Below are 14,080 nucleotides of genomic sequence, written 5' to 3' on the forward strand. Positions count from 1 at the left end.
CAAACATCCTCTAACTTCTTTGTGCAAGTCCGTGACTCCCCAATTTATACTATAAATACGTTTGTAGGGGCATACAGATGTACGCCCCTACGGTCAATTCATTTGTTGTAGAGATTTTTGGAAAAGGTATTAAATGGTAAATTGTTTAATTCACTTTCCTCAATCTCTCTATTTGTTAAAAAACAAGCAACTCAAAGATCCTCATCTCAGATTTTGCACCTATTTGTAAGTAGCGTCAGGAAGAGTTCCAAAACCCACCCACCGACTATATACTCAGCACTCTCGGACAAAACCCCAATTTTTTTGGGTGTAAAAGTTTCCTTTTAAGATAAAAAAACCTCAAATTTTAACCCTTCTACATCCGTAACTCCAGATATTTCACCAAATATTTCCCTTTTGGGGCAAATGATGAAACAGGGGAGTAAGATTTTAGGCGAGAGTGAGGTGAGAGTGCAAAATTTGAGTAAGTAAATTTTGGTTGTTTGTTTACTAAACGAACAGAAAATTCACTTGCCTAAATTTCTAGTCGTCGTAAACCCGGCATTCAATTGCATCTGGGTTGTCATCACAATACTGTTCTAGAGAATTTTTTGGCTTGCTTTGGCGCTTGTGGGAAGCTTCGGCTTGCAATTCTTCTACTGCATCCCAAGCAGCAGCACACTCTGGTGAGTTGCTACCATTTACATCACAGACAGTACGCGCTTGTTCCACTTCTTCTTGAATTTTCTCTTGGATGTCGCCCTTTGCTGTTTCTTGGATGTTGGTCATTGCTTTAGTCTCGTTGTGTGTTGTTAATACTAGTATAGAAAAACTTCAGAAATGGCAGATTTTAGCTTGATTACTAACCATTCTAACCATTCAGCTAATAAGTTAGTATTTTAGCCTATTGATTTATAACCAATACAGTAAACTGCCATATCTATAATGCATTCATCTTTATTTTTTAAGATTTTGTGGAATCGGTACCATAGATAAACAATCATACAATATATTTAGATGCATGTATTAAGGAATGATAACCCCAGCTTCTTGGGATGGAGGAAACAAAGGGCTGGCGTCAATTCTTGTGGGATGCAATTCTTCTCAAAATCAAAAATCAAAACCTACTAGCCTAAAAAGAGAAAAAAGCCCAAAACTCATGGCAGACCAAATGCAGTGGGCAAACGCCCTATCAACCCGTCATTCTTTGGAAGCAGCTGTTACAGATGTGGTGGAACAAGCTGTCTCATCGTTAACAGCACCTGCGGATCTAGGACTGGTATTCATTTCGTCTGCTTTTACGAGTGAGTATTCCCGACTGTTACCTTTGTTAGCTGAGAAACTTTCTGTGCCAGTGCTAATTGGCTGTAGTGGTGGAGGCGTAATTGGAACGACAGCTAACGGAGAAATCCAAGAATTGGAAGCTGAACCAGCTATTAGCTTGACTTTAGCACACCTTCCAGGGGTGAAGGTTCAAGTCTTTCATATTGTTGCTGAAGATTTACCTGACTTAGACAGTTCACCAGATGCTTGGGTTGACTCGATCGGTGTGCCAGCATCTCCGACACCCCAGTTCATCTTGCTATCTAGTTCTTTCGCCTCTGGAATCAACGATTTATTACAGGGGCTGGATTTTGCTTATCCAGGATCGGTAATAGTAGGGGGACAGGCTAGCGGTGGGGGTATGGGTGGTCGTGTTGCCCTTTTTTGTAACGATACTGAAGGTGGGGAATGCCAAAGTTTGTATCGTGAGGGGACTGTTGGTATCGCTTTAACTGGCAATATTGTTTTGGAAACAATTGTAGCCCAAGGATGCCGACCGATTGGCAAACCATTGCAAGTCACAAAAGCCGATCGCAATATTATTTTGGAGTTAGATGAGAAAGTACCTCTAATGGTATTGCGAGATTTGATTGCCAGTCTCAGCGAAGAAGAACGGACTTTAGCACAGCACTCTCTGTTTGTTGGTGTGGCAATGGATGAATTTAAGCTGGCTTTGCAACAGGGGGACTTTTTGATTCGTGGTATTCTTGGGGTCGATCCAACAGCTGGAGCGATCGCAATTGGCGATCGCGTTCGTCCAGGACAAAGGCTGCAATTCCACCTCCGCGATGCCCAAGCCTCTGCTGAAGACCTAGAATTACTCCTCCAAAGTTATCAAACCCAGCGAGAATCTGAACCCTCTGCCGTAGCTGCCTTGATGTTTGCCTGTCTGGGACGAGGTGAAGGACTCTATGGAAAACCCAACTTTGATTCTGAACTATTTCGGCGCTACGTCAGCGATATTCCTGTAGGCGGCTTTTTCTGTGGTGGTGAAATCGGCCCTGTTGGTGGCAGAACCTTCTTACACGCCTACACTTGTGCATTTGGAATTTGTCGCCAAAATCAGTTATGAGTTATGAATTAGATTCCTGACTCTATCCTATCTAATTTGTGAAAATTTACGGTGTCCAGTTCCCCGACTTCGTAAAAGTTGTCGGGGATATAACTTTTCACGAATGATTTAGGATTGCTATAGTAGCCTGTTATTAAACTAGGAAGTAATTTCAGTATTTAAATATTATTTATGGAGAGCTACTAGCATGAAAAATAATAACAATCAAATACTACCATTACTAACAGAGGCTGACAGAGAAGAGTTAGAAGGCATTGTGCAGGTGTTAGCAAATGTAACTAAGCTCCCTGTTGAAATGGTTAAGCCACATTTTGATGCATTGCTTGAGCAATTGATCAAATCAAAACACGAGCAACCATTTTACAAAACTGCAACGGCTCTTGAGTGGATAACAGCTTTTCGGGAATGGGCAGAGAGCCATAGGCGAGATACGCCCTTACTATCAGAGTATGCTTTAAGTCGGGCAGGAATATACGATGATGACGAGGACGAAGATATTTAAGTGACTTATCTTGTCGATACCAATTTACTACTACTAAGTGTACAGCCACACCACCCAATGTATGCAGATGCACTGAACGCAATCTCAACTTTACGAGGAGCCTAAGAAGAGCTTTTTATTACCTCGCAAAACCTCATAGAGTTTTGGCGAAGTGCTACACGACCTGCCCAAAGGAACGGCTTAGGCTTAACCATAGCTGAAGCCAGGACGGAACTGGAGCGTTTAGAAGGTTTATTCTTGGTACTGCCAGATGTACCTGAGATTTATCCCCAGTGGAAGCGATTAATTTTACAGTATGGGGTAGCAGGTGTAAATGTCCACGATGCTAGGCTTGTAGCCTCAATGTTAGTTCACAGGTTAACCCATATCTTAACTTTCAACGTTAGAGACTTTAACCGCTACACTTCTGAAGTCACCCCTGTGAACCCAACTAGCTTTACATCACCCCATCCGTGAGAGCTAATGAGGTTGTCACCTTGCACTCTTTTTTCATGACGTTAAAAATCAGCTAGGCTATTCGCCAAAGGGGGATGCTCCTGTTTGAGCGCAAATAGCTGTTTGTTTAGCATTTAGCTGTCCTTCTATATTTGCAGATATATATCAAGATAAACGCTCTGAAGACTTGTATATATAAACAAATATATTATTTGTATAGGCTAGTTTAAATATTAATTTATACCTTGTTTTCTCTAATAAAAAGCTCGATGATTGATTGAGAAAGGACATAGGTACAGGTTAGTTAATAATGATATCGAAATGCTTCATTATTCGCTTTAAATCATAGCAGAAAATATCTGAATATTCATCTGAAATTTATTCATGTCGGAGTTCGACTAATCCAATGCTAGAAGGATGGATTCAAATTGTATTAACGCTACTAATTGTAGTAGCGCTTACTCCCTTTTTTGGGCGCTATATGTCGCGTGTCTACCTAGAGCAAAGTACTTTTCTCGACCCAATTTTAAATCCGGTTGAGCGAGTGCTTTATGCCTTGGTTGGCGTTAAAACCAAAGAAAACATGACGGGCTGGCAGTATGGGCGGGCAATCCTGTATAGCAACGTAGCAATGGGATTGCTGATTTTCTCGATCGTTATGAATCAAGGATGGTTACCCCTCAACCCCACGGGGATAAATGCCCCAACTTGGGATACGGCGCTGCATACTACCATTTCCTTTATTACTAATACCAACCAGCAGCACTATTCTGGTGAAACCTACATGAGCTATGGCAGCCAAATGTGGGGACTTGGTTATCATATGTTCACCTCTGCTGCGACTGGTTTGGCGGTAGGAATTGCTTTTATTCGGGGATTGACGGGTAGATCGTTGGGCAACTTTTATGTAGACCTAATTCGCTCGATTACCCGAATTTTGCTACCTATTTGTATTGTGGGCGGCATTGTCTTAATGGCAGCTGGCGTTCCCGAAACCCTGGCGGGTGCAGTTGTATTCCCTACCTTGGAAGATCCGAATGTCAGTCAGGCGATCGCTCGTGGCCCCGTTGCCCATTTTGAAATTATCAAGCAATTAGGGGAAAACGGCGGCGGCTTTTTCGCCATCAACTCAGCACACCCCTTTGAAAATCCTAGCGGGTTTACTAACTTAATTCAAATCGTGGCAATGCTTTCGATTCCCACTGCCCTAATCTACACCTATGGCTTGTTTGCGAATAATACTAAGCAAGCTTGGTTAGTCTACGGCATGGTTGGTGTTCTCTATGTAATATTTATCATCGTCACCGCCATTGGTGAATACAACGGCAACCCGTCTGTGAATGCACTACTGGGTAGTCAGCAACCGAATCTAGAGGGGAAAGAAGTCCGGTTTGGTTGGGCGCAATCTGTACTGTTTGCCGTAAGTACAACTGGTACGATGTGCGGCGCAGTCAACAGTTTGCACGACTCCTTCATGCCCAACGGCGGTTTCATTACCCTTTCCAATATGTTCCTGCAAATTATCTGGGGCGGACAGGGTACAGGAACCGCTTACCTGTTTGCTTACCTGATTTTGGCTGTGTTTGCTACAGGGCTGATGGTGGGACGCACACCCGAATTTCTCGGACGCAAGATTGAGAAACGCGAGGTTGTACTTGCTAGTTTTTTGATTCTGCTGGTTCACCCGATCGCAATTATGATTCCCGCAGGTATCGCCTTGGCATTTCCCGATCAACTATCAGGAATTAGCAATCCAGGTTTCCACGGCTTTGCTCAAGTTATTTATGAATATGCCTCAGCTGCTGCTAACAACGGTTCTGGCTTTGAAGGCTTGGGCGATTCACAACCCTCTCCTTTGGCGATCGCTACGGGCGCAAAAACCACTGCAACTGCCCTTTGGTGGAATCTGAGTACCTGCTTCAGTTTACTAGCTGGACGCTATATTCCAATTCTGGGTTTGCTGTTTTTAGCAGATAGCATGTCCCGCAAGCAAGCTGTTCCCTACACCACCGGGACATTGCGAACCGATACCGGACTATTTACAGGCGTCACCGCAGGTGTGATTTTAATCTTGGGCGCACTTACATTCTTCCCAGTGCTCGCATTGGGGCCCATTGGTGAAGCTTTCTTTATTGCTAAAGGCATCGGCTGATAGAATTTTGGATTTTGCGGAAAGTCTGAGCGCTGGTTTTTGGTGCTCAGACGAACTTTCCAAGACGGATTTTAGATTTTGGATTCAGTCAGATTGCTCTGATATTAATGTATGCCAACTACTACTGATTCTCGTTCGGCCCGTATTCCATCTGGAACTCGTGACTCGCGCAAGCACACCCCCAAAACAGATATGCGGGGACTTTACCAGAGAGCAATTCGTGAGTCATTTATTAAGCTCGATCCGCGAATTACTGTTAAAAACCCAGTTATGTTTGTTGTTTGGGTGGGGACAATTGTCACCTTCCTTGTTACCCTTAACCCAAATTTATTTGGCACAATTCAGGCGGATATCAACCAACAACGCCTGTTAAACGGGTTGATTACCTTTATTCTCTTTTTCACGCTCGTTTTTGCCAACTTTGCGGAAGCCGTAGCTGAAGGACGCGGTAAAGCACAGGCTGATTCACTGCGATCGACGCGATCGGATACGATCGCTAACAAAATCCTCCCTGATGGTTCGGTAGTAAAAGTCAATTCTACGGAACTGCGACGGGGCGATTTGGTCAAGGTGAGTGCAAATAATATGATTCCCGCCGATGGCGATGTGATTAAGGGCATCGGCTCAGTGGATGAGTCTGCAATCACTGGGGAATCTGCCCCGGTACTGAAGCAACCAGGTACAGATATTGCCAGTTCGGTGACAGGCGGTACACGCCTACTCTCCGATGAGTTGACAATTCGCATTAGTGCCGATCCTGGACAAGGCTTTATCGATCGCATGATTGCCCTGGTAGAAGGGGCAGAACGCAGCAAAACTCCCAACGAGATTGCTTTGACGGTATTGTTGGCAGTGTTAACGCAAGTATTCCTGATTGTGGTGGCAACTATGCCTCCCTTTGTTGGCTACATCGCCAGCTTTATCAGCACGGCGTTTGGGGCTGAAGCGGGCAATAGTTTGCGGGCGGGTGCTAGCGTTGCTATCCTCATCTCGCTACTGGTAGCTTTAATTCCCACAACTATCGGTGGTTTGCTCAGTGCGATCGGTATTGCAGGGATGGATAGGGTTGCCCAGTTTAACGTCATTGCTACCTCTGGTCGAGCAGTAGAAGCCTGTGGTGATATCAACACTCTGGTGCTGGATAAGACAGGCACGATCACTTTGGGGAACCGGATGGCTGATGAGTTTATCCCCCTGGATAATCATTCAATAGAAGATGTGGCGCAAGTCTCCTTAGCTGCTAGCTTGTTTGACGAAACGCCAGAAGGCAAGTCAATTGTAGTTTTAGCAGAAAAGTTCCAGGCTGCGGTAGATTTTAATATCGACAAAGCCGAGGGTGTAGAATTTTCCGCGAAAACCCGGATGAGTGGCACAAATCTACCCGATGGCAAACAAATCCGCAAAGGAGCGGTAGATGCCATTAAAGGATTTGTCCGTTCCCGTGGTGGCTACGTTCCTGATGATATAGACGCAGCTTATGAGCGAGTTTCCCGATTAGGCGGTACGCCCTTAGCTGTCTGCCAAGATGACAAGATTTATGGTGTCATCTACCTGAAAGATATTGTGAAACCTGGTCTGCGGGAACGGTTTGACCAACTCCGCCGCATGGGTGTTAAGACTATCATGCTCACAGGTGACAATCGGATTACCGCTTCGGTGATTGCTGAAGAAGCCGGGGTGGATGATTTCATTGCTGAAGCGACTCCAGAAGACAAAATTGAGGTGATTCGCTCCGAACAATCTCAGGGTAAACTGGTGGCAATGACGGGGGATGGCACTAACGATGCACCCGCCTTGGCTCAAGCAAATGTGGGTGTGGCAATGAACTCTGGGACGCAAGCTGCGAAAGAAGCTGCTAACATGGTGGACTTAGACTCCGATCCCACAAAGCTAATTGATTTAGTAACCATAGGTAAACAGTTGCTAATTACCCGTGGCGCATTGACAACATTCTCCATTGCTAACGATATTGCCAAGTATTTTGCGATCATTCCGACTATCTTTGCGGCGGCTGGAATCGGCGCACTTAATATTATGGGATTAAAGAGTGCCCAATCTGCGATCGTCTCGGCGTTGATTTACAACGCTCTGATTATTCCAGCCCTAATTCCGCTAGCACTTAGAGGGGTGAAGTTCTTACCTTTAACAGCAGATCAACTGCTACGTCGTAACATCTTCATCTTTGGTCTTGGCGGCATCGTTGCTCCCTTCATTGCCATCAAACTGATAGATATTATCCTACCTTTGTCTTAATTTACTATGAAACCCGTTCATATCCGACGCACTATTGCTGCATCCCAAGTATTAGAAGAAATAACTGAAATCTGGTGTCAATGGCGTAGACAAAAGCTGCCACTGTATTTGTTCTTGGCGATGTGTTTCAACCTAGTGGTTGCGCCTATGGTCTATGCAGCGACTGGCGAACAACTTTCTCGCAGCCAATCTTGGGGATTGGGGCTGTTAGGGCTGGTGACGCTAGGGCTTTCCATATATTTATTTTTTGTAATGTTTGTACCGGAGAAATTCTAATGAGTTTTGCACGCGAAGCTAGTAGAGCTGTTCGTTCTACCTTGGTACTTTGGGTTATTGGAGCGATTATTTATCCTTTTGCGATGATTGCCATTGGGCAGATTGTGTTTCCCTTTCAAGCAAACGGTAGTCTGCTGAAAAATAGCACAGGTCAAGTTGTAGGTTCTGCTTTGATTGGTCAACCTTTTACTAGCGATCGCTATTTTAACAGCCGTCCCAGTACCACCAGCTACAGCACAGCCGATCCGAAAAAAGATGATGCGGGAGTTTTGAAAACTGGAGTTTCCGGCGCTAGTAACTTGGCTCCCAGTAATCCCGCATTAATGGAACGCATCAAAGGTAAAGATGACCCAGATCCCAGCAAAAAGGTTGAAGGTGACTTCAATCGTCTGAAAAAAGCAGGTGTGCAGCCGACTGGCGATTTAGTTTACACCTCTGGTTCTAGCCTTGACCCGCATATTACCCCGGAAGCTGCGATCGCGCAAATTGCACGAGTAGCCAAGGCGCGGGGAGTTCAATCGAACCAACTCGAAACTTTAATTTCTCAAAACACCGATGGCCGCTTTCTCGGCATCTTTGGCGAACCTGGAGTTAATGTTTTGAAGCTGAATTTAGCTCTGGATCAGATTAAAGGGTGATTTCAAAACTTTTGTAGAGACGTTGCATTGCAACGTCTCTACACCCAGATTCATAGATTTAATCAGCAATGTCAAATTTTAGAATAGCGATCGCACTAAATCTGCAATGTCGAGATTTGATATTACAATTAGACATCTTCAGAAAAGAAAAAAGACCCCTCTCCAAACCTCTCCCCGAAACGGAGAGAGGCTTTAACACCCCCCTTCCCTCGTAGGGAAGGGGGGAAGGGGGGTTAGGTCTAGGTGCAAATTTGTGGTATCTAAATCTTTTTCGGAGATGTCTAATTAGGCAACAACAACGAAATTGGCTTCGCTTAGTGAGAGTCCACCGTATAATTGTGCGAATTGTACTTGAGTAAACGCAGCACCGCTACCATCTTTGTCAAAGAAAAGCCCACCTGCACTGCTGTCGTAGATAAATCGTTGAGCGTCTGTTGTCGCGCCTGAACCGATGGTAAACTGACCAGCCGAAACTGTACCTGCTACTAAGCCACTGCCAAAACCAGCAGCCGATACCTGAATAAGTTCACCAGTCGTGTCGAAGTCATAAAGACTATCAACACCTTGATTGTATGTATTAAAGCCAAAGGTATCAGTGTCACCATACCCGTACAGAACATCATTGCCTTTCCCTCCAATCAGGAGATCATTGCCATCGTTCCCATAGAGGTTATCGTTGCCATTACTGCCCACAATAGTGTCAGCGTTAGCTGTACCGAAGATATCTAATCGTTCAATATTTTTGTAGTTAACTCGATATGTCCCAGCCGTAATCGATCCTTACTTAGTGGTTGCATTGAAAGTGGAGGTGATTCCCTGAAGAGTAGAATTGCCGAAATTGACATACAAATAATCGTCATCCGCACCTCCATCTACCGTTTGAGTCACTAAGGAAGAGGGGGCAGTAAAATAGAAGGAGTCATTGTCATCCCCTCCATTGAGGGTATTGCTACCAGTGCTACCGTAAGCAGAGAATGAATCGTTTTCAGAGCCGCCGTCTAAAAGGTTATTCCCAGAAGAAGAATTAATATTAAAATTATCAGTCCCAGTTCCTCCCTTGAGAGTGTTGTTGCCAGTGCTAGAGTCAGCATTCAATGAATCGTTCTCAGAGCCGCCGTCTAAGAAGTTTTTCCCAGAAGAAGAATTAATATAGAAATTATCATTCCCAGTTCCTCCCTTGAGAGTGTTGTTGCCAGTGCTAGAGTCAGCATAAAAATAATCGTTCTCAGAGCCACCGTCTAAGACGTTTTTCCCAGAAGAAGAATAAATATTTAGATTATCATCCCCAGTTCCTCCTGTAAGGGTGTTATTGCCAGTGCTACCGTCAACATACAGCTGATCATTCCCAGAGCCACCGTCTAGAAAGTTATTTCCAGAAGAAGAATAAAGATAGAAATAGTCAGTCCCAGTTCCTCCCTTGAAGCTGTTGTTCCCAGTGACGTAGTAAGCATACAGTTGATCGTTCCCAGAGCCTCCGTCTAAGACGTTTTTCCCAGAGGAAGAATCAAGACGGAAATTATCATCCCCATTTCCTCCTTTAAGTGTGTTGTTGCCAGTGGTATTGTAAGCATACAGTTGATCATTCCCAGAGCCTCCGTCTAAGAGGTTTTTCCCAGAAGAATAGTTAATATCGAGGACATCGTTACCTAAATCGCCGTATAAGGTATTATCTCCCTCGCCACCGGAGAGGCTGTCATTACCCTCACCACCATAGAGTTTGTCGTTTCCTGCATCTCCAATGAGACTATCATCTCCCTCAAGACCATAGAGGGTGTCATTACCATCTCCCCCAGAGATGTAATTATTGGCACTATTGCCTGTAATCACATTATTTAGTGCATTCCCAGAGCCATTTATGGCTGTTGTTCCGGTTAAGATGAGGTTTTCGATATAGCTACCTAAGGTGTAACTAACAGAAGACTTAACTGTATCAATACCACCTGCATCGCCACCGGAGCCGTTATCTTCACTAACAATATCGTCAGTGCTATCAACGATGTAAATATCGTTACCCACTCCACCTTTCAATGTATCGTTACCAGTACCACCATCTAGTGTGTCGTTACCGGCTCCACCACTGATAAAGTCATCGGCTTCAAAGCCATAGATGATGTCACTACTCGCGGTGCCATTGAGGACATCATTAACATTAGTACCCTTGAAAGTTGCCATCAGTTCTAACTACCTAAATTAATTGTTTGGGAAACTTGAGATATTAACCCGTCAGTATTGCTACTTTCAGGCACAAAAAATTAGCTGAGATTTTCGAGTCTAAGTATAATTTTTTACTTATTCTATAAAGCTGCTTTTCAATAGAATCAAGCTTTTAATAGCTTTGCAAGCAGCAATCAGGAATCTGCTTACAGGGTAAGCTGAGTTAATTTAATCACTATAGTCTTTAAAAAATTAAGTTTCACCACTCAATCTATATTTTTTTTGACTTTGCCTTACTTGTATGTTTATGTATTTTTAGATGTTAATACTGAGTGCTATTGAGTTAGATGCGATATTGTTTTTACTGAGATAAGCGATCGATATCCTCAATAGAACTACACCTATGGACGGCTGATATCCTTGCTATACAAGCTTTTAACGCCAGGTATATCTATGGAGCGATCGCCTTTTTGAAACCGTAATCATGCTTGTTGTAAAGCATTAGATACAGAATCTCAGGTATGATAAATCACAATTTATCTGATTCAGTTGGTGTCAGGCGCAGACTCAAATATTACCGTTAGTAGTTAAAGCTTTGGATCTAATGATTAATTAGGACTATATATCAAAAATATATCTCTAAATATATGCCGTTTTAACTAGTCAATAAATATATCTTTTATTTATCTCTATATAATTCATATACATTCAAAATATATCCGAGAAAAATCAAATTTTCTCTAAAGTATTGGACAATGTTATTAGAGTTAAATAAAAATACTTTGTGTTAAAAAGTAAAAAAGCTTTAGAACCGAACCTATTTGGTGTTTTAATCCAAGAAAATAGTATTTACTGCGGCATTCATTTAACTGAAATTCAGTTACCCGATAAATGCGCTTTCTTGGGGATTTTAAGAGAAAGCCAAATTATTTATGCAACAGATAATCCGATTATTTTTGCTGGAGACTACATTTTAGCAATAGCAACTCATTTCATGATGGTTCCCGCTCTCAAAGTTACTCTTAAAAAAATCCATTCTCTTTACTATTCCCTCAACAGTTGCTTATTGGAAGCTCGACCAACAGATAGCCAATCTGTTAATTCAGATTATTCAGACCTATCAACTGCCTTCAATTCCACATATTAAAGGTTTTTAATATGCATACTTCGCAGGTTTCCCGACTTGATGTATCCGCCCAAAAAAGTGTTCATCAGTCCACCCTGATTGAAGCTAACCTGGCTAAGGCAACACATAATGACACAAAACCACAGCAAGGAGATATTCCCTTTGTAGCAGTGTTTTTGGCTCATATTTCCTTCATGCTTGTTTGGGCAATTGTCGTTTTTATCGTTTCATATGTCTGCAAGGCACTAGAAGATCCTCCAGAAAATGCGGCACCAAATAAAGACGAAATAGTAAGTATCAAACATATACAGCAACATCCCTGTAAAAACTGCCAATTTTTTAACAATAACTATTTTCTAAGGTGTGCAGTACATCCTACCACTGCTCTAACGAAACAAGCACTTAATTGCTCTGACTACAGCCCTAAATAGGTGAGTTTCTCGGCGATCTATCCCATGCTTCCCAATTATGCTCCAAGGCTTTGTGCAAATTTTCCTCACTCTATTTTTAGTGGTAATGTTAGTGCCAATCGTAGGAAACTACCTAGCTGAAGTCTTTTTCATGCACAAAACCTGGCTCGATCCAGTGATGAATCCATTGGAGCAGTTAATTTATCTCCTCATAGGTATTGAACCGCAAAAGAGCATGACTGGAAGAGAATATGCGATCGCTATCTTACTCAGCAATACAGCAATGGCAGTTTTAGCGCTACTACTGCTGCTCTTTCAGAGTTTACTACCGTTGAACCCCACCGATTTAGGGATGCCCACTTGGGACACAGCATTACACACCACCATTTCTTTCTTAGTTGCTGCCGATTTGCAACACTATCTGCCAGAAACCACAATGTCCTACCTGAGCCAGATAACAGCTTTGGGCTTCTTAATGTTTGTTGCGCCTGCTACGGGATTAGGGGTGGGAATTGCCTTCATTCGCGGCTTAACAGGTAGACCTTTGGGTAACTTTTATGTGGATTTGACTCGCTCGATTACGCGAGTACTGCTACCCCTAGCTATTGTCAGTACGATGTTGTTGATATTGGGTGGTGTGCCCCAAACCCTGGCTGGGCCTGTAAATATTACCACCTTAGAGGGAGCAACTCAGGCGATCGCTCGTGGCCCCATTGCCCACTTTGAAAGCATCAAAATGCTGGGTGAGAACGGTGGAGCCTTCTTTGGTGGCAACTCTGCTCATCCTTTTGAAAATCCCAATGGCGGCACGAATTTGCTGCAAGTGGTGTCAATGTTGCTGATTCCCACAGCATTATTCCACACCTACGGTATCTTCATCGGTAACTTAAAACAGACTCGCCTACTGTTCTGGATGGTATTCGCCATTTTTGTAGTCTTAATTGGCGTGACTGCCGTCGGGGAGTATCAGGGCAATCCTGCCATCAATGTCCTGTTGGGTAGTCAGCAGCCCAATTTGGAGGGTAAAGAAGTCCGGTTGGGCTGGGCGGAAACTGCATTATTCGCCATCACCACAACAGCAACCATGACTGGTTCTGCTAACGGCATGTTCGACTCGCTCATGCCATCCGGTGGATTTTGTGCTTTGCTCAACCTATTTTTGCAAGCGATTTGGGGAGCGATGGGCACTGGGGCAGCTTCTTTGTTGGTGTACATGTTTTTGACAGTGTTCCTAACTGGCCTAATCGTGGGACGAACACCAGAGTTTTTGGGACGAAAAATCGAGAAACGCGAAGTTATCCTCGCAAGCGTAATTATTCTGATTCACCCGCTATTGATTTTGCTGCCCAGTGCTATTACCCTAGATTTTCCTGACCAACTTGCAGGCATGAGCAATCCTGGCTTTCATGGTTTTACGCAGGTGATTTATGAGTATGCATCAGCAGCAGCGGGTAACGGTTCCGGTTTTGAAGGCTTGGCAGACACCCAACCCGCCCCAACTGCTTTGTGGTGGAACCTGACAACAGCATTTACTCTCTGGATGGGGCGGTTTATTCCGATCGTTGCTTTGTTATTGCTAGCAGATAGCCTGTCGTGCAAGCAACCTGTAGCCACCTCAATCGCAACTTTAAATACTGATACCAAACTATTTACCACCGTGACTGCTGCCACCATTTTGATTCTGGGAGCATTAACATTTTTTCCTGTTTTGGTTCTAGGGCCTGTTGCTGAAGCCTTCCAAATTGCCATAGGCAAATAGC

General features: G+C 43.7%; 13 protein-coding genes. 10 read left to right on the forward strand and 3 right to left on the reverse strand.

The window, feature by feature from the left end; all coding sequences use genetic code 11:
- Positions 1–522 precede the first annotated feature (522 nt).
- Positions 523–768 (reverse strand): Calvin cycle protein CP12, encoded by a 246-nt coding sequence (locus V7L01_RS10210; RefSeq protein ID WP_251956070.1) that lies wholly within the window; start codon positions 766–768, stop codon positions 523–525.
- Between the two features lie 370 nt (positions 769–1,138).
- Between V7L01_RS10210 and V7L01_RS10215 the strand changes: the two genes are divergently transcribed.
- The 7 genes from V7L01_RS10215 to kdpC all read left to right on the forward strand — a co-directional run bounded on the left by V7L01_RS10215 (position 1,139) and on the right by kdpC (position 8,630).
- A complete protein-coding gene (locus tag V7L01_RS10215) occupies positions 1,139–2,374 on the forward strand; it encodes an FIST signal transduction protein (protein ID WP_335034347.1) in 1,236 nt (411 codons plus the stop codon).
- 187 nt (positions 2,375–2,561) lie between these two features.
- Positions 2,562–2,876, forward strand: a complete 315-nt coding sequence (locus V7L01_RS10220; RefSeq protein ID WP_335034349.1) for a hypothetical protein — start codon at positions 2,562–2,564, stop codon at positions 2,874–2,876.
- Positions 2,877–2,993: 117 nt separating this feature from the next.
- A complete protein-coding gene (locus V7L01_RS10225; RefSeq protein ID WP_335034624.1) occupies positions 2,994–3,332 on the forward strand; it encodes a type II toxin-antitoxin system VapC family toxin in 339 nt (112 codons plus the stop codon).
- Between the two features lie 385 nt (positions 3,333–3,717).
- A complete protein-coding gene (kdpA, locus tag V7L01_RS10230) occupies positions 3,718–5,463 on the forward strand; it encodes a potassium-transporting ATPase subunit KdpA (protein ID WP_335034350.1) in 1,746 nt (581 codons plus the stop codon).
- A gap of 111 nt (positions 5,464–5,574) precedes the next feature.
- Entirely contained in the window at positions 5,575–7,716 is a 2,142-nt protein-coding gene (gene kdpB, locus V7L01_RS10235; protein ID WP_335034352.1) for a potassium-transporting ATPase subunit KdpB, read from the forward strand.
- A gap of 6 nt (positions 7,717–7,722) precedes the next feature.
- Positions 7,723–7,992, forward strand: coding sequence for a potassium-transporting ATPase subunit F (locus tag V7L01_RS10240; protein ID WP_335034354.1), 270 nt, complete (start codon positions 7,723–7,725; stop codon positions 7,990–7,992).
- Complete coding sequence (gene kdpC / locus V7L01_RS10245; protein ID WP_335034356.1) at positions 7,992–8,630, forward strand: K(+)-transporting ATPase subunit C; 639 nt, start codon at positions 7,992–7,994, stop codon at positions 8,628–8,630. Before V7L01_RS10240 ends, kdpC begins: the two co-directional genes overlap by 1 nt.
- A 285-nt stretch (positions 8,631–8,915) precedes the next feature.
- Here kdpC and V7L01_RS10250 read toward each other — a convergent pair whose 3' ends face one another.
- Both V7L01_RS10250 and V7L01_RS10255 read right to left on the reverse strand, forming a co-directional pair.
- Complete coding sequence (locus tag V7L01_RS10250; protein ID WP_335034625.1) at positions 8,916–9,404, reverse strand: calcium-binding protein; 489 nt, start codon at positions 9,402–9,404, stop codon at positions 8,916–8,918.
- Between the two features lie 6 nt (positions 9,405–9,410).
- Positions 9,411–10,802 (reverse strand): calcium-binding protein, encoded by a 1,392-nt coding sequence (locus tag V7L01_RS10255; protein ID WP_335034358.1) that lies wholly within the window; start codon positions 10,800–10,802, stop codon positions 9,411–9,413.
- A gap of 766 nt (positions 10,803–11,568) precedes the next feature.
- Here V7L01_RS10255 and V7L01_RS10260 point away from each other — a divergent pair.
- Genes V7L01_RS10260 through kdpA (V7L01_RS10270) form a run of 3 tightly spaced genes read left to right on the forward strand, consistent with a single transcriptional unit; the run spans position 11,569 to position 14,079 of the window.
- Positions 11,569–11,931 carry a TrkA C-terminal domain-containing protein gene (locus V7L01_RS10260; RefSeq protein ID WP_335034360.1) on the forward strand — a complete coding sequence of 121 codons (363 nt, stop codon included), beginning with the start codon at positions 11,569–11,571 and terminating at the stop codon, positions 11,929–11,931.
- An 11-nt stretch (positions 11,932–11,942) separates the two neighbouring features.
- Positions 11,943–12,341, forward strand: a complete 399-nt coding sequence (locus V7L01_RS10265) for a hypothetical protein (RefSeq protein ID WP_335034362.1) — start codon at positions 11,943–11,945, stop codon at positions 12,339–12,341.
- 37 nt (positions 12,342–12,378) lie between these two features.
- Positions 12,379–14,079 carry a potassium-transporting ATPase subunit KdpA gene (gene kdpA / locus V7L01_RS10270; RefSeq protein ID WP_335034364.1) on the forward strand — a complete coding sequence of 567 codons (1,701 nt, stop codon included), beginning with the start codon at positions 12,379–12,381 and terminating at the stop codon, positions 14,077–14,079.
- The last annotated feature ends 1 nt before the right edge of the window (position 14,080 follow it).

Origin of the sequence: Nostoc sp. (genome assembly GCF_036917095.1) — a bacterium.
In the GTDB taxonomy this organism is placed as follows: domain Bacteria; phylum Cyanobacteriota; class Cyanobacteriia; order Cyanobacteriales; family Nostocaceae; genus Nostoc.

Bases quoted from the DNA above. Each gene is read 5' to 3' on its own strand.
- V7L01_RS10210 (WP_251956070.1), bottom strand. From the start codon at position 768: ATGACCAACATCCAAGAAACAGCAAAGGGCGACATCCAAGAGAAAATT.
- V7L01_RS10215 (WP_335034347.1), top strand. From the start codon at position 1,139: ATGGCAGACCAAATGCAGTGGGCAAACGCCCTATCAACCCGTCATTCT.
- V7L01_RS10220 (WP_335034349.1), top strand. From the start codon at position 2,562: ATGAAAAATAATAACAATCAAATACTACCATTACTAACAGAGGCTGAC.
- kdpA (WP_335034350.1), top strand. From the start codon at position 3,718: ATGCTAGAAGGATGGATTCAAATTGTATTAACGCTACTAATTGTAGTA.
- kdpB (WP_335034352.1), top strand. From the start codon at position 5,575: ATGCCAACTACTACTGATTCTCGTTCGGCCCGTATTCCATCTGGAACT.
- V7L01_RS10240 (WP_335034354.1), top strand. From the start codon at position 7,723: ATGAAACCCGTTCATATCCGACGCACTATTGCTGCATCCCAAGTATTA.
- kdpC (WP_335034356.1), top strand. From the start codon at position 7,992: ATGAGTTTTGCACGCGAAGCTAGTAGAGCTGTTCGTTCTACCTTGGTA.
- V7L01_RS10255 (WP_335034358.1), bottom strand. From the start codon at position 10,802: ATGGCAACTTTCAAGGGTACTAATGTTAATGATGTCCTCAATGGCACC.
- V7L01_RS10265 (WP_335034362.1), top strand. From the start codon at position 11,943: ATGCATACTTCGCAGGTTTCCCGACTTGATGTATCCGCCCAAAAAAGT.
- kdpA (WP_335034364.1), top strand. From the start codon at position 12,379: ATGCTCCAAGGCTTTGTGCAAATTTTCCTCACTCTATTTTTAGTGGTA.